This window comes from Pedococcus sp. P2_D7 (assembly GCF_056404295.1).
In genome coordinates, this window is record NZ_JBFUEH010000005.1 from 536,732 (window position 1) to 560,834 (window position 24,103).

At 69.0% G+C, this 24,103-nt stretch carries 21 protein-coding genes, 1 tRNA gene and 1 pseudogene; 16 read left to right on the top strand and 7 right to left on the bottom strand.

Going from position 1 to position 24,103, the window contains the following annotated elements; all coding sequences use genetic code 11:
• Positions 1 to 31: 31 nt before the first annotated feature.
• Entirely contained in the window at positions 32 to 2,425 is a 2,394-nt protein-coding gene (locus AC1DWJ_RS14955) for an ATP-binding cassette domain-containing protein (RefSeq protein WP_477621202.1), read from the top strand.
• Here AC1DWJ_RS14955 and pdxR read toward each other — a convergent pair.
• Positions 2,410 to 3,840 (bottom strand): MocR-like pyridoxine biosynthesis transcription factor PdxR, encoded by a 1,431-nt coding sequence (gene pdxR / locus AC1DWJ_RS14960; protein WP_477621203.1) that lies wholly within the window; start codon positions 3,838 to 3,840, stop codon positions 2,410 to 2,412. The two genes, AC1DWJ_RS14955 and pdxR, sit on opposite strands and share 16 nt — an antisense overlap.
• Before the next feature lie 94 nt (positions 3,841 to 3,934).
• On the opposite strand from pdxR, the gene AC1DWJ_RS14965 reads away from it, so the two are divergent.
• The 6 genes from AC1DWJ_RS14965 (at position 3,935) to AC1DWJ_RS14990 (ending at position 9,880) form a co-directional block, all read left to right on the top strand.
• A complete protein-coding gene (locus AC1DWJ_RS14965; protein ID WP_477621204.1) occupies positions 3,935 to 5,287 on the top strand; it encodes an amino acid permease in 1,353 nt (450 codons plus the stop codon).
• Positions 5,208 to 5,888: a YdeI/OmpD-associated family protein gene (locus tag AC1DWJ_RS14970; protein ID WP_477621205.1), complete on the top strand. Its 681-nt coding sequence runs from the start codon at positions 5,208 to 5,210 to the stop codon at positions 5,886 to 5,888. The genes AC1DWJ_RS14965 and AC1DWJ_RS14970 overlap by 80 nt, the downstream gene beginning before the upstream one ends.
• 10 nt (positions 5,889 to 5,898) lie before the next feature.
• Positions 5,899 to 7,131 (top strand): deoxyguanosinetriphosphate triphosphohydrolase, encoded by a 1,233-nt coding sequence (locus AC1DWJ_RS14975; RefSeq protein WP_457255843.1) that lies wholly within the window; start codon positions 5,899 to 5,901, stop codon positions 7,129 to 7,131.
• Positions 7,132 to 7,194: 63 nt separating this feature from the next.
• Complete coding sequence (gene dnaG / locus AC1DWJ_RS14980; RefSeq protein ID WP_457255845.1) at positions 7,195 to 9,183, top strand: DNA primase; 1,989 nt, start codon at positions 7,195 to 7,197, stop codon at positions 9,181 to 9,183.
• Positions 9,183 to 9,698 (top strand): hypothetical protein, encoded by a 516-nt coding sequence (locus AC1DWJ_RS14985; protein WP_477621206.1) that lies wholly within the window; start codon positions 9,183 to 9,185, stop codon positions 9,696 to 9,698. The genes dnaG and AC1DWJ_RS14985 overlap by 1 nt, the downstream gene beginning before the upstream one ends.
• Before the next feature lie 106 nt (positions 9,699 to 9,804).
• Positions 9,805 to 9,880 (top strand) — tRNA-Asn (locus AC1DWJ_RS14990).
• Positions 9,881 to 9,941: 61 nt separating this feature from the next.
• On the opposite strand, the gene AC1DWJ_RS14995 is transcribed toward AC1DWJ_RS14990, so the two are convergent.
• The 4 genes from AC1DWJ_RS14995 to AC1DWJ_RS15010 all read right to left on the bottom strand — a co-directional run bounded on the left by AC1DWJ_RS14995 (position 9,942) and on the right by AC1DWJ_RS15010 (position 13,244).
• Positions 9,942 to 10,817: an amino acid ABC transporter permease gene (locus AC1DWJ_RS14995; protein ID WP_457255848.1), complete on the bottom strand. Its 876-nt coding sequence runs from the start codon at positions 10,815 to 10,817 to the stop codon at positions 9,942 to 9,944.
• Positions 10,814 to 11,485, bottom strand: a complete 672-nt coding sequence (locus AC1DWJ_RS15000) for an amino acid ABC transporter permease (RefSeq protein ID WP_457255849.1) — start codon at positions 11,483 to 11,485, stop codon at positions 10,814 to 10,816. The genes AC1DWJ_RS14995 and AC1DWJ_RS15000 overlap by 4 nt, the downstream gene beginning before the upstream one ends.
• A gap of 99 nt (positions 11,486 to 11,584) precedes the next feature.
• On the bottom strand, positions 11,585 to 12,424 hold the full coding sequence (locus AC1DWJ_RS15005) for a glutamate ABC transporter substrate-binding protein (protein ID WP_457255851.1): 840 nt from the start codon (positions 12,422 to 12,424) through the stop codon (positions 11,585 to 11,587).
• 79 nt (positions 12,425 to 12,503) lie between these two features.
• Positions 12,504 to 13,244 (bottom strand): amino acid ABC transporter ATP-binding protein, encoded by a 741-nt coding sequence (locus AC1DWJ_RS15010; RefSeq protein WP_457255853.1) that lies wholly within the window; start codon positions 13,242 to 13,244, stop codon positions 12,504 to 12,506.
• Positions 13,245 to 13,576: 332 nt separating this feature from the next.
• Here AC1DWJ_RS15010 and AC1DWJ_RS15015 point away from each other — a divergent pair, with 332 nt between their 5' ends.
• The 7 genes from AC1DWJ_RS15015 to AC1DWJ_RS15045 all read left to right on the top strand — a co-directional run bounded on the left by AC1DWJ_RS15015 (position 13,577) and on the right by AC1DWJ_RS15045 (position 21,046).
• Positions 13,577 to 13,876 carry a thioredoxin domain-containing protein gene (locus tag AC1DWJ_RS15015; protein WP_457255854.1) on the top strand — a complete coding sequence of 100 codons (300 nt, stop codon included), beginning with the start codon at positions 13,577 to 13,579 and terminating at the stop codon, positions 13,874 to 13,876.
• A 453-nt stretch (positions 13,877 to 14,329) separates the two neighbouring features.
• Positions 14,330 to 14,668: an ArsR/SmtB family transcription factor gene (locus AC1DWJ_RS15020; protein WP_457255856.1), complete on the top strand. Its 339-nt coding sequence runs from the start codon at positions 14,330 to 14,332 to the stop codon at positions 14,666 to 14,668.
• Complete coding sequence (locus AC1DWJ_RS15025; RefSeq protein ID WP_457255858.1) at positions 14,665 to 15,366, top strand: cation diffusion facilitator family transporter; 702 nt, start codon at positions 14,665 to 14,667, stop codon at positions 15,364 to 15,366. The genes AC1DWJ_RS15020 and AC1DWJ_RS15025 overlap by 4 nt, the downstream gene beginning before the upstream one ends.
• Positions 15,367 to 15,895: 529 nt before the next feature.
• Positions 15,896 to 16,798, top strand: a complete 903-nt coding sequence (locus AC1DWJ_RS15030) for a DUF389 domain-containing protein (RefSeq protein WP_477621207.1) — start codon at positions 15,896 to 15,898, stop codon at positions 16,796 to 16,798.
• Positions 16,799 to 16,903: 105 nt separating this feature from the next.
• On the top strand, positions 16,904 to 18,922 hold the full coding sequence (locus AC1DWJ_RS15035) for an APC family permease (protein ID WP_457255861.1): 2,019 nt from the start codon (positions 16,904 to 16,906) through the stop codon (positions 18,920 to 18,922).
• A gap of 4 nt (positions 18,923 to 18,926) precedes the next feature.
• The gene (locus tag AC1DWJ_RS15040; RefSeq protein WP_457255863.1) at positions 18,927 to 20,375 is read left to right on the top strand and encodes a sensor histidine kinase; all 1,449 of its coding nucleotides are present in this window, start codon (positions 18,927 to 18,929) and stop codon (positions 20,373 to 20,375) included.
• Positions 20,372 to 21,046 carry a response regulator gene (locus tag AC1DWJ_RS15045; RefSeq protein WP_457255864.1) on the top strand — a complete coding sequence of 225 codons (675 nt, stop codon included), beginning with the start codon at positions 20,372 to 20,374 and terminating at the stop codon, positions 21,044 to 21,046. The genes AC1DWJ_RS15040 and AC1DWJ_RS15045 overlap by 4 nt, the downstream gene beginning before the upstream one ends.
• Positions 21,047 to 21,077: 31 nt before the next feature.
• Here AC1DWJ_RS15045 and AC1DWJ_RS15050 read toward each other — a convergent pair whose 3' ends face one another.
• On the bottom strand, positions 21,078 to 21,248 hold the full coding sequence (locus tag AC1DWJ_RS15050; RefSeq protein WP_457255865.1) for a hypothetical protein: 171 nt from the start codon (positions 21,246 to 21,248) through the stop codon (positions 21,078 to 21,080).
• A 159-nt stretch (positions 21,249 to 21,407) separates the two neighbouring features.
• On the opposite strand from AC1DWJ_RS15050, the gene AC1DWJ_RS15055 reads away from it, so the two are divergent.
• Positions 21,408 to 23,360: an APC family permease gene (locus AC1DWJ_RS15055; protein WP_457255867.1), complete on the top strand. Its 1,953-nt coding sequence runs from the start codon at positions 21,408 to 21,410 to the stop codon at positions 23,358 to 23,360.
• Between the two features lie 135 nt (positions 23,361 to 23,495).
• Here AC1DWJ_RS15055 and AC1DWJ_RS15060 read toward each other — a convergent pair.
• Positions 23,496 to 23,736 (bottom strand): annotated as a pseudogene (locus AC1DWJ_RS15060) (helix-turn-helix domain-containing protein); the annotation flags it as partial.
• Positions 23,737 to 23,914: 178 nt separating this feature from the next.
• Between AC1DWJ_RS15060 and AC1DWJ_RS15065 the strand changes: the two are divergent.
• Positions 23,915 to 24,103, top strand: a 189-nt coding sequence (locus tag AC1DWJ_RS15065) for a helix-turn-helix domain-containing protein (RefSeq protein ID WP_457255868.1), incomplete at its 3' end; no start/stop codon positions are given.

The window sequence follows — 24,103 nt, forward strand, 5'->3', positions numbered from 1 at the left end:
GCGCGGCGACCGGGTTGGAGAGGGAGACACGATGAGCAGGGGTACCACCACGCAGGCGACGTCGACCGGGACGCACCCGGCGGACCGCCACGACCTGATCCGCGTCCACGGTGCGCGCGAGAACAACCTCAAGGACATCAGCGTCGAGATCCCGAAGCGGCGGCTCACGGTGTTCACGGGGGTGTCCGGGTCCGGCAAGAGCTCGCTGGTCTTCAGCACCATCGCCGCCGACTCCCAGCGGATGATCAACGAGACCTACAGCGCCTTCGTGCAGGGGTTCATGCCGTCGCTGGCCCGACCCGACGTCGACCTCCTCGAGGGCCTGACGACCGCGATCATCGTCGACCAGGAGCGGATGGGCGCCAACCCGCGCTCGACCGTGGGCACCGCGACGGACGCCAACGCCATGCTGCGCATCCTGTTCAGCCGCATCGGCGACCCCCAGATCGGCCCGCCGACCGCGTTCTCGTTCAACGTCCCGACCCGCAAGGCCAGCGGGGTGATGAGCACCGAGAAGGCGGGTGGCCGGGTCGAGAAGGCCGTCGTCCAGAACCAAGTCTACCTGGGCGGGATGTGCGCGCGCTGCGAGGGCACGGGCGCGGTCTCCGACTTCGACCTGACCGCGCTGTACGACGAGACGAAGTCGCTGCGCGCGGGCGCCCTGACCGTGCCGGGCTACTCGATGGACGGCTGGTACGGCCGGCTCTTCGAGGGGATGGGGCTCCCGATGGACAAACCGATCGCCTCGTTCACCAAGAAGCAGCTCGAGACGATGCTCTACGCGGAGCCGACCAAGATCAACGTCGAGGGCGTCAACCTGACCTTCGAGGGCATCATCCCGAAGGTCCAGAAGTCGATGCTGTCCAAGGACGTCGAGGCGATGCAGCCGCACGTCCGGCGGTTCGTCGAGCGGGCCATCACCTTCCAGTCGTGTCCTGAGTGCGAGGGCACCCGGCTGAGCAAGGAGGCGCGGTCGTCGAGGATCCGGGGCAAGAACATCGCCGAGCTGTGCACCATGCAGATCAGCGACCTGGCCGGGTGGGTCCGCGACCTCGAGGAGCCCTCGGTCGCACCCCTGCTCGCCGGCCTCCAGCACGCGCTCGACTCGTTCACCGAGATCGGCCTGGGCTACCTCTCCCTCGACCGGCCGGCCGGCACGCTGTCCGGGGGAGAAGCGCAGCGCACCAAGATGATCCGCCACCTCGGCTCGTCGCTCACGGACGTCACCTACGTCTTCGACGAGCCCACGATCGGCTTGCACCCGCACGACATCGAGCAGATGAACGGGCTCCTCCTCCAGCTCCGCGACAAGGGCAACACGGTGCTGGTGGTCGAGCACAAGCCCGAGACCATCGCGATCGCCGACCACGTCATCGACCTGGGTCCCGGTGCCGGGACCGGAGGTGGCACGGTCTGCTTCGAGGGGAGCGTCGAGGGTCTGCGGGCGAGCGACACCACCACTGGTCACCACCTCGACGACCGCGCGGCGATCAAGGACTCGGTGCGCGCGTCCACCGGAGCCATGGAGGTCCGCGGCGCCTCGACGCACAACCTGCGCGACGTGAGCGTCGACATCCCGCTCGGCGTGCTGTGCGTCGTCACCGGTGTCGCCGGCTCGGGCAAGAGCTCGCTCATCCACGGCTCGGTCGCGGGTCGTGACGGGGTGGTCGTCGTCGACCAGGCCGCGATCAAGGGCTCACGCCGCAGCAACCCGGCCACCTACACCGGCCTGCTCGAGCCGATCCGCAAGGCCTTCGCGAAGGCGAACAACGTCAAGCCGGCCCTCTTCAGCTCGAACTCCGAGGGCGCCTGCCCCACGTGCAACGGCGCCGGCGTCATCTTCACCGAGCTGGGGGTGATGGCCACCGTCGAGTCGACCTGCGAGGAGTGCGAGGGCCGCCGCTTCCAGGCCGCCGTGCTCGAGTACACGTTCGGGGGCAAGAACATCGCCGACGTGCTGGACATGTCGGTCACCGAGGCGGAGGCCTTCTTCGCCGACGGTGACGCGAAGACCCCGGCCGCCCACAAGGTGCTCGACCGGCTCGCCGACGTGGGCCTGGGCTACCTCAGCCTGGGCCAGCCGCTCACCACCCTGTCCGGTGGCGAGCGCCAGCGCCTGAAGCTGGCCGCGCAGATGGCGGAGAAGGGTGACGTCTACGTCCTCGACGAGCCGACCACGGGTCTGCACCTCGCCGACGTGGCGAACCTGCTCGGCCTGCTCGACCGGCTCGTGGACTCCGGCAAGTCGGTCATCGTCATCGAGCACCACCAGGCCGTGATGGCCCACGCCGACTGGCTCATCGACCTCGGCCCCGGCGCGGGGCACGACGGTGGGCTGGTGGTGTTCGAGGGCACGCCGGCCGACCTGGTCGCGGACCGCTCGACCCTGACCGGCGAGCACCTCGCGCTCTACGTGGGTGCCTGACCCGGCGCCGGGAGGACCGACGCCAGCCGGGCGACCGCCTCGGGCACCTGCTCGACGGTGATCCGGCGGAACCCCATCGCCAGGCCGGGGCGGGGCGTGCCGCCCTGGAACCGCACCGACACGGGTTCGAGCGCGACCCCGGCCCTGGCGGCTGCCGCAGCCACCGCCACGTCGTCGACCGTGCGGTCGGTGAAGTAGGTGCACACGTGGAGGCCGGCGGCCGAGGGAAGCACCTCGAGGACGCCGTGGGGCAGCGTGGCGAGGCCATCGAGGAGGGCCTGCCGGCGCACCGCGTAGAGCTTGGTGACCTTGCGGACGTGGGCCGACAGCAACCCCTCGCCCATGAACCGGGCCAACGCTCCTTGGGTGACCGCGTCACCCTGCCAGTCGGTGAGCAGCTTGGCCTGGCGCAACGTCTCCTGGAGTGACCGAGGGGCGATCAGGTAACCGACCCGCAGCGAGGGCATGAGGGTCTTGGAGAACGAGCCGACGTAGACGACGCGACCGTCACGGTCGAGGTTCTGCAGCGGCGCGAGGGGGCGGTCCTCGAACCGGAACTCGCTGTCGTAGTCGTCCTCGACGATGACGACGTTGCGCCGAGAGGCCCACTCCAGCAAGGCGATCCGGCGTCGTAGCGACATCACCGCACCGGTCGGGAACTGGTGGGACGGCGTCACGTACACCATCCGCGCGGCGCCGGGCAGGTCGTCGACGACGAGACCTTCCTCGTCGACCCGGACCGGCCGCACCGTGGCGCCGTGCGAGGCGAAGAGCCTGGTGGCCGCCGTGTAGCCCGGGTCCTCGACCACGACGACGTCACCCGGGTCGAGCACTGCCCGCGCGACCACGTCGAGGGCCTGTTGGGCGCCGTTGGTGAGGAGCACGTCCTCGGGGCTGGCGACCACCGACCTGGCCAGACCGGCATACCTCGCGACCTCGGCCTGCAGCCCCGGGTGGCCACCGCCCTCGTAGGCGGAGGCGGCGAGCAACGACGGCCGCAGGGTCGCGGACACCAGCCGGCGCCACACGGCGAGGGGGAAGAGCGTGGTGTCAGGTCCGCCGACCGACAGGTCGAAGTCGGTGGGTGCCGCGTCAGGCACCGGTGGTGGGAGCGCCGACCACACCTCCCGGGGGCGGAGGTCGCCGACCGGTGCCCGTCGGGCCCGCCGTGGCTCGATGTCGGCGCACACGAACGTCCCGGCGCCGACGCGGGTCACCAGGAAGCCCTCGGCCGTCAGCCGGTCGTAGGCCGTGGTGACCGTGCCGCGGGCGACGCCCAGTGACGACGCGAGCTCGCGACTGGGTGGGACCCGCTCTCCGGCGGCCAGCCGGCCGTCGAGGATCGCCTCGAGCAGCTCGCGGTAGATGGTCGCGGACCGGTCGCCGGTCGTGGCGGGATCGAGGTGCAGGTCCACCTCCACAGGGTAGGGCGTAGACCGGAAATTGGCTCAATCAGTTTGCCCTCAAGTGGACCTTCTGACCGGGCCAATGAGCGGCGAGGCTGGTCCCATGACGAGCACCCCGACGACGGCGCGGTTGAGCATCCCCCAGGGCACCGCCCTGTCCATCGGTGCCGTGCTCGGCACCGGGGTCATCACACTGCCGGCCATCGCGGCCGGGATCGCCGGACCGGCCTCCCTCGTGGCCTGGGCCGCGCTGGTGGTGCTGAGCATCCCGCTCGCATCGACCTTCGCCGCGATGGGGGCCCGCTTCCCGGACAGCGGGGGAGTCTCGACCTACGTGCGGCGCGCCTTCGGTCCGCGAGCCTCGGCCGCCGTCGGCTGGTGCTTCTACTTCGCGGTCCCGGTGGGGGCCCCACCGGCGTCGCTGATGGCCGGGCACTACGTGTCCGACGCGGTGGGTGGCGGGCGGATGGTCTCCGTCGCGGTGGCCGCGAGCCTCATCGTCGGGGTCGCGCTGATGAACGCCGCCGGGCTCCGGCTGTCGGGCCGGGTCCAGCTGGGGCTGACCGCGGTGCTCGCGACCCTGATGCTGGTGACCATCGTCGCCGCCCTGCCGCACGCGTCGTGGGACAACCTGCGGCCGTTCGCGCCGCACGGCTGGGGGGCCGTGGGCTCGGCGGCGGCACTGCTGGTGTGGGGGTTCGCCGGCTGGGAGGCCGTGGCCTCCCTCGCGGGTGACTACCGGCGCCCGGCTCGGGACGTGCCCCGGGCGACCGCCATCGCGCTGGTGGTCGTCGGCACCCTGTACCTCGCGCTCGCGGCCACCAGCCTGATGGTGCTCGGGCCGGCGACCGGAACCAGTGCGGCGCCCCTGTCGGACCTGTTGGCAGCGGGCGTCGGCGGCGAGGTCCGGATCGTCACCGCCGTGGTGGCCGTCCTGCTCACGGTCGGGGCCATGAACGCCTACTACGCGGGCGGCTCGCGGCTGGGGGCTGCGTTGGCGCGCGACGGTGCCCTCCCGGCATACCTGGCGGTGGATGCGGAGAAGGGTGGCGTGCCGCGGAGCAGCCTGGCCCTCATCGCCGGGCAGTCCGTGCTCTGGTTGGTGGCCTCGGAGGTGCTGCACCTCGGGCTCACCCCGCTGATGCTGTTGGCCACGGGCTGCTTCACGCTGGTCTACGTCCTGGGGACCGCCGCGGCCGTGCGCCTCCTGGACCGCGGCTCACGAGCCTGGTGGACCGCCGTGGTCGCGCTGGTCTCGGTGCTGGGCCTGCTGGTGATGAACGGCTGGCACGTGGTGTGGGCGCTCGGTGTCGCCGCTTCGGCGGTGGCCTACCAGGTGTGGCACGACCGTCGGGGGGTCGTGGCAGGCTGCGTCCATGGGTACGACGAAGCCGATGCGGATCGGGACGCCGGGCGGGACCGCGGAGCGCCCGGCGACGTTCTTCTCGGGGCCTGAGGAGTTCGGCGCCTGGCTCGCCGCCAACCACGACACCGCCACCGAGCTCTGGATGGGTCTCTCCAAGAAGCACGTGCCCGACCGCGGTCTGACCTGGGAGCAGGCGGTCATCGAGGCGCTCTGCTGGGGCTGGATCGACTCGGTCGCCCAGCGGATCGACGAGGACACCACCCGCCAGCGCTGGACGCCCCGCAAGTCCACCAGCAACTGGAGCGCCATCAACATCGCCGCGGTCGAGCGGCTCACGGCAGAGGGGCGGATGCAGCCACCGGGGCTGGCCGCCTACGCCCTGCGCCGCGAGGACCGTTCGGGGGTCTACTCCTACGAGAGCGCGGGCCAGCTCGAGCTGCCGCCGGAGTATGCCGCGCGGCTGGCGGGCGACGCGGCCGCCAGTGCCTTCTGGGAGATCGCCACGGCGTCCTACCGGAAGCTCGCCGTGCACTGGGTGGTGACCGCCAAGCAGGAGGCCACCCGCGCGAAGCGGATGGCCCAGCTGGTCGAGGACAGCGCAGCGGGGCGGCTGATCCCCAGCCAGCGCTACGGCACCCAGCCTAAGTGGGTGGAGCGGGCCGCCGAGGCAGCGCGGGCCGCCCGGTCGTAGGCTCGCGAGCGTGGCGTACAGCGCGGTCGACCGTGAGCGGTGGGTGCGGGAAGACCCTGCCACGAAACGGGCCGACCGGGACGACTTCTCTCGCGACCGGGCCCGGCTGGTGCACTCCGCGTCGCTGCGCCGTCTGTCGGCCAAGACCCAGGTGGTGCAGCCCGGCGACGACGACTTCGTGCGCAACCGGCTCACGCACAGCCTCGAGGTCGCCCAGATCGGCCGCGAGTTCGGGCAGGCGCTCGGCTGCAGCGCCGACGTCGTCGACTCGGCCTGCCTGGCCCACGACCTCGGGCACCCACCCTTCGGCCACAACGGCGAGCGCGCCCTCGACGAGATCGCCGCCGAGATCGGTGGGTTCGAGGGCAACGCCCAGACCCTGCGGCTGCTGACCCGGCTGGAGCCCAAGCGGGTCCACCCGGACGGCCGACCAGCAGGGCTCAACCTGACCCGGGCGACCCTCGACGCCGCCACGAAGTACCCGTGGCGCCGCGGCGCGGGGGACGACGGTGCCGCGGCCAAGTTCGGTGTCTACGTCGACGACCTGCCGGTCTTCGAGTGGTTCAGAGACGGCCGGCCGGACGGGCAGCGGTGCCTCGAGGCAGACGTCATGGACTGGTCGGACGACGTCGCCTACTCCGTGCACGACGTCGAGGACGCGATCGCCTCGGGCCGCCTCGACGTGCGCCGCCTCCGCGACCGCACCGACGTCGACTCGGTGCTCGCGGTGGCCACCGGCCTGTACGCCGCGGACCTCGGGGTGGACGCCCTCGGCGCTGCGCTGGAACGCGTGCTCGCCAGCGGTGCCGTGCCCACGGCATACGACGGGTCACGGGTGGACCGGGCGGCGCTCAAGGACATGACGTCGCGGCTCATCGGCCGGTTCGTCCACGGGGTGGAGGTGGCCACCCGCGAGCGGCACGGTGACGGGCCGCTGACCCGCTACGCCGCCGACTTGGTCGTTCCGGACGAGACACGGGCCGAGTGTGCCGTGCTCAAGGCCGTGGCGGCGCACTTCGTCATGCACGCCCTGGAGCGGGTCGACGTGCTGAGCCGGCAGCGGGAGGTGGTGGCCGACCTGGTGACCGGTTACCAGCAGGACCCGGTCGGACGGCTCGACCCCGACCTGCTCGGCGACTGGAAGGCGGCCACGGACGACGCCGAGGCGTTGCGGGTCGTGGTCGACCAGGTCGCATCCCTGACCGACGTGCGCGCGGAGTACCTGCACCACGCCTGGTCCTGACCTCATGGTCGGCCACGACGAGTCATGGCCACCACCTAGACTCAACCGCGACAAGGAGGGCCAGTGGCGGGTCGGATCAAGGCCGAGGACGTCGCGCTCGTCAAGGAGCGCTCGTCCATCGAGGATGTCGTGCGCGAGCACGTGACCCTGCGACCTGCCGGCCCGGGTTCGATGAAGGGCCTGTGTCCCTTCCACGACGAGAAGACCCCCTCCTTCAACATCCGTCCCGTGGTCGGCGCGTGGCACTGCTTCGGCTGCGGCGAGGGCGGCGACGTCATCTCGTTCGTCCAGAAGGTCGAGCACCTCACCTTCAGCGAGGCCATCGAGCGGCTGGCCCAGAAGCTCGGCATGGAGCTGCACTACGAGGAGGGTGGCCGGCCCCGTGACGGCGAGACCCTCGGGCGGCGCTCGCGGCTGGTCGAGGCGCACCGGGTGGCGCAGGAGTTCTACCACCACGCCCTGCTCAACGCGCCCGAGGCCCGGGTGGGCCGCGACTTCCTGCGTGAGCGCGGGTTCGACAGCGAGGCGGCCAAGAAGTTCGGTGTGGGCTTCGCGCCCCGCGGTGGCGAGGAGCTGTCGCGCCACCTGCGCTCCAAGGGTTTCACCGACGAGGAGGTCACCCTGGCCGGTCTCTCGGGTCGGGGCAGCCGCGGGCTCTACGACCGCTTCCGGGGGCGGCTGGTCTGGCCGATCCGCGACATCACCGGCGACACGGTGGGGTTCGGCGCGCGCCGGCTGTTCGAGGACGACCGGATCGCCGCCAAGTACCTCAACACCTCCGAGACCCCCATCTACAAGAAGTCGACCGTCCTCTACGGCCTCGATGCGGCCAAGAAGTCGATCGCGGGCGACCGCAAGGCGGTCATCGTCGAGGGCTACACCGACGTGATGGCATGCCACCTGGCCGGCATCGAGGGCGCCGTGGCCACGTGCGGCACGTCGTTCGGTGTCGACCACATCAAGCTGCTGCGCCGGATCATGCGCGACGAGGCCGACCTCGCCCCAGCCCGGGTGGTCTTCACGTTCGACGGCGACGCCGCGGGGCAGAAGGCCGCCATGCGGGCGTTCGGCGAGGACCAGCGGTGGGCCTCGCAGTCGTTCGTGGCCGTGGCCGAGGGCGGGATGGACCCGTGCGAGCTGCGCATCGCCCAAGGCGACGACGCGGTGCGTCACCTCATCGACGACGCGGTGCCGATGTTCGAGTTCGCCGTCCGCACGACGATCGCCCGGTTCGACCTGACGACTGCCGAGGGCCGGGTCCAGGGGATGCGTGCCGCCGCTCCCATCGTGAACTCGATCCGGGACAGCTCGATGCGCCCCGAGTACATCCGCACGGTCGCCGGGTGGATCGGGGTCGAGGTCGAGCAGGTGCAGGCGGAGGTGTCCCGCGCCCAGCGGATGGCCGCCCGTGACGCCAAGGAGGCTGCGGAGTCCCCGGCTGGTCGCGAGGGTCGGCCCGGGCAGCACGAGCGCTCGCGCGAGGCGGTCGTCAACCGGCCCGACGCCGACACGGTGCCCGAGCCCTCCATCGAGGAGGCGCGCGCCGCGCTGCCCGCCCCCGACCTGCGCGACCCCATCGTCTTCGCCGAGCGGCAGCTGCTCCAGACGTTGCTGCAGTACCCCGACAGCTTCGCCCCCGATGACGTCGACAAGGTCTCGGCCGACGCGTTCACCGCTCCTGCCCACCGGGCGGTCTTCGACGGGGTCCGCGGAGCCGGCGGGCCACAGCGGGGGCTGTCCGTCCAGGCCTGGGCCGACCGGGTGACGCAGGCAGCGCCGCTGGCCGTGCACGGGCTCGTCGCCGAGCTGGCGGTCGCGTCACTGCCGACCAGGTTCGACAAGGCGACCGGGCTGCCGGAGCGCCGCTACATCGACGCGTTGCTCACCCGCGTCCAGGAGGTCTCCTTGACCCGCAGGATCGCCGACGCGATGTCGGCCATGCGCAGGATGGCGACCGACCCGCACACCGACCCTGCCCTCGCGCGCAGCCTGAGCGGGGAGCTCCAGGAGCTCCAGCGCGAGCTGGCGACGCTGCGCGACCAGGCCTCGTGATGGCGATCTCGCTGCGCCGCCCAGAGCGGCTGCCGGCCGAGGTGCGCTCCGCCGTGGGGCTCGCGTCGGGGGAGCGGGTGCTCAGCTGGGGTCGCGAGGAAGCCAGCGGCGCGACCGTGGTCGCCACCAACCATGCCCTGTATGCCGTCGACGCGGCCGGGGAGCGAACGCTCCACCGCCCGTGGCACGAGGTGGACGGTGGCACCTGGTCGGCCGAGCTCAGCACCCTCACGGTCACCTGGGTCGACGGCTCGCGGCCCTCGCAGTGGGTGCTGGGCGCCACGAGCCTGGTGCCGGAGACCCTGCGCGAGCGCGTCCAGGCAAGCGTGGTGCTGGCCCAGCGGATCGAGCTCGGACCTCGCCGAACGGCCAAGGTGGCCCTCCGGCAGGACCTCGCGGGCGGCGGTCTGGTCGAGCAGGTGGTGCTCGGCCGAGGGGTGCGCGCCGACGACCCCGAGCTGGTCGCCCGCACCGAGGCGGCGCTGGTCTACCTGCGCGAGCAGGTCGGGCTCTAGGGACGCTGCGGCGACCCTCCACCCGCGCCTCCACCCGTTTTCAGAACTGCGCGCATCCTTTGCTATGGTTGCGCAGCGCCGAACGCGGGGGACCGCCGACGGACTTTCCCCTGTAGCTCAATTGGCAGAGCAGCCGACTGTTAATCGGCAGGTTGTTGGTTCGAGTCCAACCGGGGGAGCCACCCCACCAACGAGGCCCCAGACCATCAGGTCCGGGGCCTTCGTCGTGCCGTCGGCGGGCGTTCAGGCGGTCGTGTCCGCCGCTGCGGGGGCAGGGACGGCTGCGGCCTCGCGGATCGTGGTCCGCCCACGACGCGAGAGCCGGCGCTGCACCCGACTCGCGATCACGGTGAGGGTGAAGTTGATGAGGATGAACAGCAGCGCCGCCACGATGTAGGCCGGCAGGGTGTTGGCGAACGCCGACCCCAGGGTCTTGGACCAGACGAGCAGCTCGCCGTAGGTGATCGAGTAGCCCAGCGCCGAGTCCTTGAGGATGACGACGAACTGGCCGATCAGGGCGGGCAGCATGGCGGTGATGGCCTGCGGCAGCTGGATCGAGCGCAGCGTCTGCGACTCCGTCAGCCCGATGGACAGGCCCGCCTCGGACTGGCCCTTCGGCAGGGAGAAGACACCGGAACGAACCAGCTCCGCGATGACGGACCCGTTGTAGAGCGTCAGCCCGGTGACGACGCCGGCGAGGGGAGCAGTCTCGCTCGAGAACACGCCGGCTCGCGAGTAGTAGCCGTAGCTGGCGATCATCATGATCAGCACCGGGACGGCGCGGAAGAACTCCACGACCACGCCGGACGCCCAGCGGATCGGCGTGATGCTCGAGAGCCGACCGATGCCGAACAGCAGCCCGAAGGCGATGGCCAGCGCGATGGAGATCACTGCGGCCTTCAGCGTGCCCCACAGGCCGATGAGGAGGTAGTCGCGCCAGACCGAGCGGTCCGTCACGAACGGCTTCCACATGTAGCCCTCGAGCTGGTTGGCCGTCTGCATCTTGCGGACGACCACGTAGCCGATCGCGAGGACGAGCAGGACGCCGACGACCGACAGGATGGCGTGCCGCCGGCGAGCACGGGGCCCTGGAGCGTCGAACAGGACGGAGGCGCTCATCGCTTCACCGCCAGGCGACGCGACAGCGAGGTGAAGAAGACTCCAAGGGGCAGCGTCAGGATGACGAAGCCGAGCGCGAAGATGAAGAAGACCGACAGCGTGCCGGTCTCGTTCTCGATGATCTTCTGCATCAGCCCGCCCGCCTCGGCCGCCACGATGACTGCGGTGACCGTCGTGTTCTTGACGAGGGCGATGAAGTTGGACCCGAGCGGGGCAACGGCGCCCCGGAAGGCCTGCGGCAGGATCACCTCACGCATGCTCTGGGAGAAGGTCAGCCCGATCGACCGGGAGGCCTCGGCCTGACCGACCGGCACGGTGTTGACTCCCGACCTGAGGGCCTCGCAGACGAACGCCGCGTGGTAGATCGACAGCATCACGGCCGACCATCGCAGCGCGTTCTGCGTGATGTCCTGCTGGTCGAGGTTGAGGCCGAGGATGTAGGTCAGGCCCAGGATGCTGAAGACCATGAGCAGGGTCAGCGGCGTGTTGCGGAAGACGTTGACGTACCACGCGCCCAGCAGCCGCAGGACGCGCACCGGCGACAGCCGCATGACTGCGACGAGGGTGCCGATGACCAGCGAGCCGATGCCCGCCACGACGGCGAGCCGGATCGTGACCCAGAACGCCTTGAGGATCTCGGAACCGTAAGTGCTCAGGATGTCGCCCATGCAGGGATGCCTTCCGTCGCTGGGGTGGTGCGGACAAGGGCCGCGGCATGCCGCGCGCTCAGCTGAGCGCGCGGCATACCCATTGCGGCGTGGGACGGGTCAGGAACAGGCGTCCTGCTTGGGCGGGTTGGTCGCACTGTCGACCTTGAAACCAGCCGGGCCGAGGTTGGCGTCGATGGCCTTCTGCCAGTCGCCGGACGAGATCATCTTGCCGATCGCCGTGTTGATCTTCTCGCAGGTGGCGGTGTCGCCCTTCTTGAGGCCGATGCCGTAGCGCTCCTCGGAGAAGGTCTTGCCGACGACCTTGAGCTTGCCCTTGTACTGCGCCTGCGAGGCGTAGCCCGCGAGGATGGTGTTGTCGGTCGTGAGGGCGTCGACGCCCTTGGAGACGAGGGCGGTCACGCATTCGGAGTAGGTGCCGAACTCCTGGAGCTGCACGCCCGGGTACTTGTCCTTGACCTTCTGGGCGGAGGTGGAGCCAGTCACCGAGCAGAGCTTCTTGCCGGTGAGGGCCTCCGGGCCGGTGATCGACGTGTCGTCGGCGCGCACCAGCAGGTCCTGGCCGGCGACGAAGTAAGGACCGGCGAAGGAGATCTTTTCCTTGCGGGCATCGGTGATCGAGTACGTCGCGACCACCATGTCCACCTGACCCGTGGAGATCAGCGTCTCGCGCTGGGCCGAGGGGGCCTGCACCCACTGGATGTCGCCCGCCTCGTGGCCGAGCTCCTTGGCGACGTAGGTCGCCACGTCGACGTCGAGGCCGGTGTACTTCGCGCCCTCCTTGAGACCGAGGCCGGGCTGGTCGAACTTGATGCCGACCTTGAACTTGCTGCCCCCGCCTCCGCCGCTGCCCCCGTCCTTGGCGCTGTCGCCGCAGGCGGCCAGGCCGAGCGCGAGGACCGATGCGGCGGTCATGGCGCCAATCTGACGAATCTTCATTCCGTTTCCTCCTGATGTGTAGCCGCTGCGCTGGCGCGCCCCGGTGTTCAGTGCAGTGCGGTCTGGATGTCGTGGTCGGTCAGTGGGTGAGGATCTTGCCGAGGAAGTCCTTGGCGCGGTCGGACTTCGGCGTGGTGAAGAAGCCCTCGGGGTCGTTCTCCTCGACGATCTGGCCGTCGGCCATGAAGACGACCCGGTTCGCAGCCTTGCGGGCGAAGCCCATCTCGTGGGTGACGACGACCATCGTCATGCCCTCCTTGGCGAGGGAGATCATGACGTCGAGGACCTCGGTGATCATCTCGGGGTCGAGGGCGGAGGTGGGCTCGTCGAAGAGCATCACCTTGGGGTCCATCGCCAGCGAACGGGCGATGGCCACGCGCTGCTGCTGACCGCCGGATAGCTGGGCGGGGAACTTCTGCGCCTGGTGCGCGACGCCCACCCGCTCGAGCAGCTCCATCGCCCGCTTCTCGGCCTCGGCCTTGGGCACCTTACGGGCCTTGATCGGGCCCAACGTGACGTTGTCGAGGATCGTCTTGTGGGCGAAGAGGTTGAAGGACTGGAACACCATGCCGACGTCGGCCCGCAGCTTGGCGAGCTCCTTGCCCTCCTCGGGCAGCGGTACACCGTCGATGGTGATCGAGCCGGTCTCGAAGGTCTCGAGCCGGTTGATGGTGCGGCACAGGGTCGACTTGCCGGACCCCGAGGGACCGATCACGACGACGACCTCGCCCTTGCCGATGGACAGGTTGATGTCCTGGAGGACGTGCAGCTCGCCGAAGTGCTTGTTGACGCCCTTGAGGACGACCAGTGGCTCCGTCATGCCCGGCAACCTACCCGTTTGACGCAGTTCCCTGCCTCCTCCGTCCCCATCTGTCACCCAAAGGCAACCTGAGGCGTCCGCGAGCTCCGCGCCGAGGCACTGGTGGGGCAGGTCGCGCTTGAACCGACGACCGACGGATCATGAGAAGTCCCGAAGGTGCAGGTCAGGCGCTATTTCTTGCCGATTTGTGCTCAGTCGGTCGTGGTCGGCTGACACCAAATCGGTCGATTCTCAAAATGGTGTGCCACTGAGGTGCCACGAGAGTCGCTGCGCTTGAGGGTCGGACCCGCAACATACGGAGCCTCCGGTGTGGCGAGGCGCATGATGGGGTCGTGGATGTGCGGCTGCTGTACTTCGATGGGTGTCCCCATTCGGCGCTTGCCGATGAGCGGTTGCGGACGGCTTTGGCCCGCGTTGGGCGTGATGTCGAGCGGATCGAGCATGTGCTGGTGGAGACGCCCGAGGATGCAGAGCGTCTGGGTTTCATCGGGTCGCCGACGATCTTGCTCGATGGCCAAGACCCATTCGCGACAGGGGACGAGCAGGCGGCTTTGGCCTGCCGGGTGTTCTCTTCCGCAGAAGGCCGAGCCGGGTCGCCCACGGTGGATCAGTTGGTGGAGGTGTTGTCATGAAGCGAGTCGTGGGACTTGCTGGGGGTCTCTACCTCGCGGCGGCCGTCGTCGGGCTGGTGCGAGAGCGCATGGGGCTGATCGCTTGTGGCTGCGCGGACGACTGCTGGTGCAAGCGACCGGGCCTGAGCGTGTTCCGTTGGGTCTTCCCACGCGGTCACATGAGCTCCTGGACCGGTGGGCCGAAATCGCCAGAGGTCGTCTGAAGCGCGGGGGTCCTGTCGGTGAGGTGAGCAGACGGAGCCACCGATCCGTTAGCAGAGCAGGGGAGCCTGCCGGAGTGGTCGGGTCAAGGCTGGCCGCAGGCCATCACACAGTGACGCGCAGCGGCCTTGAGGCGTCCCGGAGGCGGGTGGACAGTGGAGCGTCGGGTCGGCGGCGGAAGGTGAGTGTCGCCGGGACGGGGCCACGGGGACCTCGGTCGGGGGATACAGCGGTGGCTGTACTATGACGGTCATGCAAATGGCGACCCCAAGCGATGTACTGGCCCGGTTCGGGCATGCCCTCTCGGATCCCACCCGGGCCCGGCTCCTTCTGGCCTTGCGAGAGGGTTCGTCGTATCCGAGTGACTTGGCTGACCTGGTGGGTGCCTCCAGGCAAGGCGTTTCGAACCACTTGGCGTGCTTGCGTGGGTGCGGTCTGGTGGTGGCTGTTCCGGAAGGGCGTCGCACTCGGTACGAGTTGGCGGACCGAAACATCGGACACGCGCTGGGTGACTTGCTGAGCTTGGTGCTGGCCGTGGACCCTGCGTGCTCGCCGGTCGATGTGTGCGACAAGGTCGGGTCGACGGCGTGACCTCGCTGCAGCTGACCACACCCTCGGTCGTGGCCCGTCGCGCAGTGCTGTCGCGTCGCATCCGGCTGCTGGTGGCCGCGACGATCACCTACAACGTCATCGAGGCTGTCATCGCGCTTTGGGCTGGGCGTGCGGCGTCGTCGACCGCTCTGGTCGGCTTCGGGCTGGACTCGGTCATTGAGGTGTCCTCGGCGGCCGCGGTGGCGTGGCAGTTCTCAGGGAAGGACCCGGAGTCGCGGGAAAGGGTTGCCCTGCGGGTGATCGCCTGCTCGTTCTTCGCCTTGGCGGCCTACGTGAGCTTCGAGGCTGTCCGCTCTCTGCTCGGGTCGGGACGGGCCGAGCACTCCACCGTCGGGTTGGCCTTGGCGGCCGTGAGTCTCATGGTGATGCCGGGGCTGTCGTACGCCCAACGACACGCGGGGCGGGAACTGGGCTCGAGGTCGGCGGTCGCGGACTCCAAGCAGACGTTGCTGTGCACGTACCTGTCGGCGGTGCTGTTGGTCGGGCTGGCCGTGAACTCGATGTTTGGGTGGACCTGGGCCGACCCGCTGGCCGCGTTGGTGATCGCCGGCGTGGCGTTGAAGGAGGGTCTTGAGGCGTGGAAGGGCGACAGCTGCTGTGCCCCGAACGCGGTCTTGCACGAGTCGAGGCAGACGGGCTCGGTCGCGGCCTGCGCGGACGGCTGCTGCAAGGACTGACAGCCCCACGAGAGCGGCGCCCGGGTGACTGAGAACCGGGACGCCGCTCTTCTGCTGTTCAGGCGTGGGGTGCGGTGGGGTGCGCGTGGCGCGAAGCGCCTAAGCGCGGGGCCCCATCGCGGGGCCCCGCGCCTCGCGGCGGAGCCGCGCTTGAGCCAGTATGGAAAGTCCTCACCGCGAGCATTGTGGGCAAGCATGTGTGTTCACGTGTGCTGTCCCGGTAGGTGCTTGACGGTCGTGCCTACGGGCCGAGATCCGGGAACGCCAGCGGCACCGGGAGCGGATCGCCAAGCTCGCGGCCGGCGACAGCCGGGCGCTGCCGTCCGAGCCGGTCTTGTACCTCACTCGGCTGGGCGAATCCGCGAGCGTCTGGTCGAGGTCGAGCGCGACAGCTGGATTCGCAGCCCAGATGCCGAGCGAAGTACGAGCACGAACGTGGGACACACTGTCCGCATGCTGCATCTGCGCATCTCCTCACCGGCCGCCCAGACCGAACGAATCGTGGCCCTGTTGGAAAGCGGACACCAGCGTGAGTGCCTTGTCCGTGGTCCGCGACGCATCCCTCCGCCCGGCGGGCGACTTGGTCCTGACCGATGTAGCCCGTGAGGGCGCGAACGCGGTCATCGACGGCTTGCGCGATCTGGGTGTCCACCAGGGCGGGTCGCTGCACATCGAGACGGTGACCACATGGCTCTCGAAGGATGGCTACCAAGCCGAGCGGCGAACACCGGGCAGCAGTGCCGACTCCGTGGTGTGGGCCGACGTGACCCAGCGGGCGTACGAGGATTCCGAGCTGAACTGGACGTACAGCACGTTCATGACGCTGGCGACGCTCATTGCGACCATCGCGATCGTCCTGGACTCTCAGATCCTGGTCATCGGGGCCATGGTCCTCGGTCCGGAGTTCGGCGCTGTCGCCGCTCTTGGGGTGGCGCTCGTCCGCCGCCGATACACACTGCTGCGCAGCGCCATCGTCACCCTCGTTGCCGGGTTCGGCGCCGCGATTGCGCTGACTACGTTGCTCGCGTTGGTAGGAAAGGCGCTGGGCTGGCTCGCTCTGGCTGACGTCACTGGGCCTCGTCCCGGCACCGACTTCATCTACTTCCCGGACACGTGGTCGTTCATCGTGGCCGTCATCGCGGGCGCGGCCGGTGTCTTGTCGGTGACCTCCGCCCGTACCGGTGGCCTGTCCGGGGTGTTCATCTCCGTAACCACCGTCCCCGCTGCCGGGAACATCGCCCTCGGGTTGGCGTTTGGCGTCGGTCACGAGGTTTGGGGCAGCACCCTGCAACTGGCGCTGAACCTGTCAGGGATGGCGTTGGCGGGGTGGGCGACCCTGGCCGTGCAGCAGACCGTCTGGGCACGCGTGTCCGCTAGACGAGCCCGCATCAGCGGCCGACTGAGGCGCCGGAGCCCCGACTGGCCGAGATAACCCGCACGCGCTCGACGCTAAGGGAGTATCAAGATTGGTACCTCGCCCGCTAAGGACGCGTCAAGAGCCACAGTCCTATAGCGGCAGTGGTGCTTCAGTCGGGCGGTGACCGAACTGCTGCGCATGCCCAAGCGTCTCCTTGTGGGCCGACCTCTACTGAGCTCGCAGATGGGCGAAACCCTGCTGCCGAAGAAGCTCGCCTTGCCGGTGTTCTGCAGCGACCCACTGTCATCCAACGCGTACGCCACCGAGGAGATTCTGCTGGTGCTAAGCCTGGGCGGCCTGACGCTGCTGCACCTCACACCGCTCGTCGCTGCCGGGGTCGTGCTCTTGCTTGTCGTTGTCGTGTTGTCCTACCGCCAGACCTGTTATGCCTACCCCAACGGTGGCGGGGCGTATGCCGTCAGTCGGGCCAACCTGGGGCGCGGCGCCGCCCTGGTCGCGGCCAGCGCGCTGCTCGTCGACTACGTCCTGACGGTGGCGGTGTCGGTGGCGGCAGGGGTGGCCAACATCGTCTCCGCCGTCCCGGAGCTGGCGCCCCACGCCCTCACGCTCTCGGTGGGGCTGGTGGCTTTGCTCGCCGTCATCAACCTGCGCGGAATCAAGGAGTCGGGAGCGGCGTTCGCGATCCCTACGTACGGGTTCGTCGCCTGTGTCTTGGTCATGCTCGCCCTCGGGCTGTACCGGACCGCGACGGGGGCGGCGCCGGTCGCCGAGTCAGCGCCGCTTGGGATTCGGGCCGAAAGTCACGTCTCCGGGTTGCTCGTGCTTGCCCTCGCCCTTCGGGCCTTTGCCTCGGGATGTACCGCGCTGACCGGGGTGGAAGCGGTGAGCAACGGAGTGCCCAACTTCAAACGACCCAAGAGCCGCAATGCCGCAGACACGTTGGCAATCATGGGTGTTCTGACCATCGTTATGTTTGTCGGGCTCACAGCGTTGGCCCTGATCGCCAAGGTCCACGTCGCACATGACCCATCCATGCTCATCGGGGCCCCGGACGGGTACACGCAGAAGACGGTGATCGCCCAGGTCGCGGGCGCCATCTTCGGTGGGGGCAGCATCGGCTTCTATGCGGTGCAGGGCTTTACGGCAGCCATCCTCGTCCTGGCGGCGAACACCGCGTTCAACGGCTTCCCGATCCTCGCGTCCTTGCTGGGGGAGGACGGATACCTGCCGCGACAGTTCGCTCGCCGTGGAGACCGACTTGTGTTCTCCAACGGCATCGTGATCCTGGCGCTGCTGGCGATCGGATTGCTGTGGGCGTTCGACGCGAACACGACCCGACTGATCCAGCTGTACATCATCGGCGTGTTCGTCTCGTTCACCCTCAGCCAGGTCGGGATGGTGCGGCACTGGCAGCAGTTGCTGGTCACACCCGCAGCAGCACGCGACCGGGCAAGCATCAGGCGCAAGCTGGCTGTCAACGCCGTGGGCGCCGCCGTGACCGGGTTGGTGCTGGTCATCGTCCTGGTCACCAAGTTCACCCACGGTGCTTGGCTGGTCGTGGTGGCCATGCCTCTGCTCATCGCTCTTATGACGCTCATCCGCAAGCACTACCGGACGGTGGCCCGAGCCCTTCGGCCGGCCGTCGGTGGGGTAGTTCTGCCAGCCCGGATCCACACCCTGGTGCTGGTGTCGACGCTGCATGCACCCACACTGCGGGCGCTGGCATTCGCCAGAGCGACCAGGCCCGCCAGCCTCCGGGCCGTCACGGTGCGCACCAGCGCGGGGGCCACCGAACGACTGACCGCGCAGTGGATCGAGCGGGACATCCCGGTGGAGCTGACCGTTCTGGACTCGCCGTTCCGCGACATGACCCGGCCGGTGATCGAGCACGTACGCGAGCTCCTGCGGGACCACCCCCGCGATGTCGTTTCCGTGTTCATCCCCGAGTACGTAGTTCGTCGGTGGTGGGAGCATTTGCTACACAACCAGAGCGCACTACGTCTGAAGGCCCGGCTGCTTTTCGAGCCCGGCGTGATGGTGACGTCGGTGCCTTGGCAGCTGTCCGTGGACCCGGGCGTCACTACAGATGGCTCGGACGGGGACGGGCCGAGCGGGAGGGTGGCCGTCCCTTCTGCGGACTTGTCCGGCCGTCCCGAAGGTCTTGGTGTGGCACGCTGAGGTCATGCAGCCGGCCGCACCGCGAGCGGAGCCCGCAGCGGGGCTGTTCCCTACCGGGGCGATGTCACCCGGGGCCACCGGGCTTTCTAGACGGCGCCTGCTGACAGGCTTGGGGCTGTGCGTCGTGGGCATGCCTTTGCTCACGTGGACGATGGTGGGCCTGCAGCCGTTGGGGCCTGGCGAGAGTGTGTTACTCGTCTACTTGCTGGCGGTTGTGGTGGTCGCTGTCGTAGGCGGGGTCCTGCCTGGCCTCCTGGCCGCGGTCGGAGGATTTCTTCTGGCGAACTGGTTCCTCACCCCGCCCTACCACACGCTCAGTGTCGGCGAGCCGGACGCGCTGACCGACCTCGTGGTGTTTGTCCTGGCGGCTGCCATTGTCAGCATTACGGTCGAGGTTGGCGCAAGGAACCGAGCCAAGGCAGAAAGAAACCGGCTCCAAACCCGCATGGTTGCCACCTTGAGCAGTGCGGAGATGCGCGGGGTAACCGTGCAGCAGGTTCTTGACCAGGTGCGCGAGCTGTACAGCATGGACACCGTTACCCTGGCCCCAAACGCAGAGCCGGAGCATCCGGTGGCATGGACCGGCCCCACAGCCGAGGGGCCAGCGGTGCTGTGCGTGCCGGCGTCGGGCACTTTGAGCTTGCTTGGGTACGGCCGCCCGCTGTTCGCCGAAGACAGAGTCCTACTGGAAGCCCTCGCCGGGACGGCCGGGCGGGCGTGGGAAACCGCGCGACTCGCTCAGGAAGCAGCTCGGGCGGAACAGCTCGCCCAGACCGACCGGGTCCGCTCGGCGTTGCTGACGGCCGTCGGGCACGACCTTCGCACCCCCTTGGCAGGCATCAAGACCGCCGCATCTGGGCTGCGGCAGCCCGACGTGACGTGGGAGCCGGGCGAGCAGGACGAGCTCCTGGCCACGATTGAGGAAGGCGCCGACAGGCTCACCGGCCTGGTCAACAACCTCCTGGCGATGAGCCGCATCCAAGCGGGCGCCCTGTCGGTGCACACCCACCCCGTGGACGTCGAGGAGATCGCCTCCCGGGCCCTGCTTACCCTCGATGCGCGCGGCGTCGTCCTCAAAATCGCGGAGGGACTGCCATCTGTCATGGCCGACGACGGCCTGCTCGAGCGCGTCCTGGCGAACCTCATCGACAATGCGCTCCGATACACCCCCGAAGGGCGCAAGGTCAGCATCGCCGCCACACCTTTGCCGACATCGCATGCCGCGTATATCCAGATCCAGGTCGCCGACCAAGGGCCAGGCGCCCACCCCGGCGGCTGGGAAGAGATGTTCGTTCCCTTCCAGCGCCTTGGTGACACCACACCCGGCGGGGTCGGGCTCGGGCTGGCCATCGCCCGAGGCTTCACCGAGGCCATGGGCGGCAGCATCAGTCCATCCACCACCCCTGGCGGTGGCCTGACCATGACCATCCGACTCCCGGCGGCGCCGCAATGACCAAAGTACTTATCGTCGAAGACGATCCCCAGCTTCGCCGAGCCTTGGCCATCAACCTGCGCGCCCGCCGGTACGACGTGCACGCCGTCGGCGACGGAACCACCGCCCTGGCGGCAGCAGCAGCGGACCTGCCCGACATCGTCATCCTCGACCTCGGGCTCCCCGACATCGACGGGGTCGACGTGGTCAGCGGTTTGCGCGGCTGGACCGACGTGCCCATCATCGTGCTCTCTGCACGGGACGCCCAAGGCGCCAAGGTCGACGCCCTCGACGCGGGCGCCGACGACTACGTCACCAAGCCCTTCGGCATGGATGAGCTCCTTGCCCGGTTGCGGGCCAGCCTGCGCCGAGCGGCCCCAGGAGGTGACGTGCCGACCCTTGCGGCAGGCACCTTGGTCATCGACCGACGCGCCAAGCGCGTCACCCGCGCAGGTCAGGACGTCCGCCTGACACCGACCGAGTGGCACCTGCTCGAGGTCCTGGTGCGCGACCCAGGCAGGCTCATCCCCGGCAGGCAGCTCCTCCAAGAGGTGTGGGGCCCCACCTACGGCGACGAGAGCAACTACCTGCGCGTGTACATGGCCACCCTGCGACGCAAGCTCGAGGAGAACCCATCCACCCCGCACCACCTCATCACCGAACCCGGGCTCGGTTACCGCTTCGAGCTCTGACTCAATCCTGCCGCACCCTGATGGGAGCCCTTTACATGGACAAGGCGATGGTGAGGTACACCGCGAGCAACACCACACCGACGCCGACGGACATCGGCAGCGACATCCGGTGGTTCTCCTCACGGTTGGCAACCGCCCTGCCGATGGCGAGGGTTCCTGCCGCTGCAGCAACAGCCAGGACGACGCGGACCGCGGTGTTCATCGTCGCCTCACGCTCGCCTCATGGCTTGGACGTAGCAGCGGGGTGGCGCAGCGTGGGCGTGGCACGGGTGGGGAGGGTCAAGGCCTGCCGCCATAGGGTGGCTCCGCCCCAACGTTCCCGCTACAGAGAGACGAAATGAACGCTCCTGACCCTTTGGTCATGCCCGCCCGAGTGCCGAGTCCCGCGACCCGCACCGAGTCCACGCGGCCTGGAGCCAAGTGGCTGCTCGAGCACCGCGTCCAGCCGGTCGGTCCTGAGTCGGGGGAGGAGCACGCGGAGCCTCACGCCTGGTGGAAGGTGATGACCCTGACCGGGGTCGACTACTTCTCCACCCTCGCGTACTTGCCCGGCATCGCCGCTTTGGCCGCCGGCGCCCTGTCCCCGTTGGCGACCCTGCTCATCGTGCTGCTGACCCTGCTGGGAATGTTGCCGATGTACTCCCGCGTCGCCAGGGAGAGCCCGCACGGGCAAGGGTCGGTCGCCATGCTGGAGGACCTGCTGCCCTTCTGGCGCGGCAAGGTGTTCGTCCTTGTCCTGCTTGGTTTTGTCGCCACGTCGTGGATCATCACCATCACCCTGTCCGCGGCGGACGCGTCCGTGCACGTGCTGGAGTCCCCGTTCTTCCCCGACGCCCTGCACGGGCACGCGGTGGCCATCACGGTGTTCCTGCTGCTCGTGCTGTGCGGGGTGTTCCTACTCGGCTTCAGCGAGGCCGTCAGGGTCGCCATCCCGCTCGTGGCCGTCTTCCTGGCGCTGAACGCCGTCGTCGTCGTCAAGGGACTGATGGAGGTGTTCAGCACCGACGGCGCCCTGTCCGCCTGGACGTCCGCCCTGGCCGACAGCGGCGGTCTGGGTGGGGCTATCGGCCCGGCGGTGATCGCGTTCCCGCTGCTGGTGCTCGGCCTGTCCGGGTTTGAGACCGGGGTGTCGATGATGCCGCTGGTCGCCGCCGACGGTGAGAGCGCGAAGGAGAAGCTCGCTTCCCGCATCCGGAACACCCGCAAGCTCCTGGCCGGCGCGGCGCTCATCATGTCGGTGTACCTGCTGTCCACCAGCTTCGTCACCACCGTGCTCATCCCCGCGCAGGAGTTCAAGACCGGCGGGGAGGCCAACGGCCGCGCCCTGGCCTACCTGGCGCATGAGATGTTTGGCGACGGGTTCGGCACCATCTACGACATCAGCACCATCCTCATCCTGTGGTTCGCGGGCGCCTCGGCGATGGCCGGCCTGATCAACATCGTGCCCCGCTACCTACCCGCCTACGGGATGGCCCCCGAGTGGGGCCGCGCGGTGCGCCCGGTCGTACTCGTCTACACCGTCATCTGCATCATCATCACCATCGCGTTTGGTGCCGACGTCAACGCCCAAGCGGGTGCCTACGCGACCGGCATCCTGGCCATGATGGTCTCGGGTGCGGTGGCCGTCACCATCTCCGCATACCGGCACCGGCAGAAGGTCGCCGCGGGAGGGTTCGCGGTCCTGACCCTCATCCTGCTGTACGCCCTGGTGGAGAACATCCGCGAGAAGCCCGACGGCATTGCCATCTCCGGGCTGTTCATCCTCGGCATCGTGGTCGTCTCCCTCATCTCCCGCATCAGTCGAACCACCGAGCTGCGAGTTGAACATATCGAGTTCGACGAGGACGCCCGCCGGTTCATCGAGGAGTCCGTCGCCCACGACGGGCTGCTGAACATCATCGCGAACAAGCGACAGGCCGGCGACGAGGCCGAGTACGTGGCCAAGGAGGCCGAGCAGCGCTCCATGAACCCGGTTCCGGGCCGTTCGGACGTGCTGTTCCTCGAGGTCGACATCGACGACCCCTCCGACTTCGCCGACGTCCTGCGCGTGCACGGCGTCGAGGTGGGCGGGTACCGCATCCTGCGGTTGGCCAGCCCGGCCGCACCCAACGCCATGGCCGCCGTCCTGCTTGCCCTGCGGGACGCGACCGGGCTGCACCCGCACTGCCACTTCGAGTGGTCCGAAGGCTCCCCGGTTGCCCACCTGCTGCGGTACCTGCTCCTGGGCCGCGGCGACACCCCTCCCGTTGTCCGGGAGATCATTCGCAAGGTCGAACCCGACCCGTCCCGGCGACCTAGCATCCACGTCAGCTGACCCTCGCCGACGGCGAAGGTCCCGCCCGCGGTTAAGGAATTGGTCAAGGATCGTTGGCCGTCCGGGGAAGGTGGACTGGTGTCGGTGGTCGGCGCCACCCTCGAAGCAGCGGACAATTCCACATAAAACATGCAACCGCCGCATCTCCAGCACCGCGACCTCCAGCTCGGGGTCCAACTGATGCGGGCACGTCTCGGGCCGGTGAGACCGGTCGGTCAACGCCTCCAACCCGCCCTGCTCGTACCGGGCCAGCCAGTCGTGCAGGGTTTGCCGCGACACTGACCACGCGGCCGCGACCTCCTTGACCGTGCGGCCATCGCTGATGACCGCCAGCACCGCCTTGTACCGCTGCTCAAGCCACGCTCATCTCCCTCATCAAGGGAGTGTCAAGGATCAGCCGAAGTAACTGTCAACCATCAACCGAAACACTGTCAGGCATCAACCGAAGCCCAAACGTCAAGCATCAGGCGAACTCATACAAGGCACTGGTGGGGCTGAAGTCCCTCGGTTGATGGGTGACAGTTCTACTCCGGTTGATCGGTGACACTCTCGAGATGCGGGAGATGAGTGTGGCTGAGCAGCGGTATCAGGCGGTGTTGGCGGTGATCGGTGAGGGCGCGACCGTCACCGAAGTGGCGGCCCGGTTCGGGGTTGCACGCAAGACCCTTCATGAGTGGCTGTCGCGGTACGAGGGTGGCGGGCTGGAGAACCTGGGTGACCGGTCTCATCGGCCACGGTCGTGT

What these genes read in the sequence shown, in the direction of transcription:
- AC1DWJ_RS14955 (WP_477621202.1), top strand. Translation starts at nt 32, where the DNA reads ATGAGCAGGGGTACCACCACGCAGGCGACGTCGACCGGGACGCACCCG.
- AC1DWJ_RS14965 (WP_477621204.1), top strand. Translation starts at nt 3,935, where the DNA reads ATGACGAGCACCCCGACGACGGCGCGGTTGAGCATCCCCCAGGGCACC.
- AC1DWJ_RS14970 (WP_477621205.1), top strand. Translation starts at nt 5,208, where the DNA reads ATGGGTACGACGAAGCCGATGCGGATCGGGACGCCGGGCGGGACCGCG.
- AC1DWJ_RS14985 (WP_477621206.1), top strand. Translation starts at nt 9,183, where the DNA reads ATGGCGATCTCGCTGCGCCGCCCAGAGCGGCTGCCGGCCGAGGTGCGC.
- AC1DWJ_RS14995 (WP_457255848.1), bottom strand. Translation starts at nt 10,817, where the DNA reads ATGAGCGCCTCCGTCCTGTTCGACGCTCCAGGGCCCCGTGCTCGCCGG.
- AC1DWJ_RS15000 (WP_457255849.1), bottom strand. Translation starts at nt 11,485, where the DNA reads ATGGGCGACATCCTGAGCACTTACGGTTCCGAGATCCTCAAGGCGTTC.
- AC1DWJ_RS15005 (WP_457255851.1), bottom strand. Translation starts at nt 12,424, where the DNA reads ATGAAGATTCGTCAGATTGGCGCCATGACCGCCGCATCGGTCCTCGCG.
- AC1DWJ_RS15010 (WP_457255853.1), bottom strand. Translation starts at nt 13,244, where the DNA reads ATGACGGAGCCACTGGTCGTCCTCAAGGGCGTCAACAAGCACTTCGGC.
- AC1DWJ_RS15020 (WP_457255856.1), top strand. Translation starts at nt 14,330, where the DNA reads ATGCAAATGGCGACCCCAAGCGATGTACTGGCCCGGTTCGGGCATGCC.
- AC1DWJ_RS15040 (WP_457255863.1), top strand. Translation starts at nt 18,927, where the DNA reads ATGCAGCCGGCCGCACCGCGAGCGGAGCCCGCAGCGGGGCTGTTCCCT.
- AC1DWJ_RS15045 (WP_457255864.1), top strand. Translation starts at nt 20,372, where the DNA reads ATGACCAAAGTACTTATCGTCGAAGACGATCCCCAGCTTCGCCGAGCC.
- AC1DWJ_RS15050 (WP_457255865.1), bottom strand. Translation starts at nt 21,248, where the DNA reads ATGAACACCGCGGTCCGCGTCGTCCTGGCTGTTGCTGCAGCGGCAGGA.
- AC1DWJ_RS15055 (WP_457255867.1), top strand. Translation starts at nt 21,408, where the DNA reads ATGCCCGCCCGAGTGCCGAGTCCCGCGACCCGCACCGAGTCCACGCGG.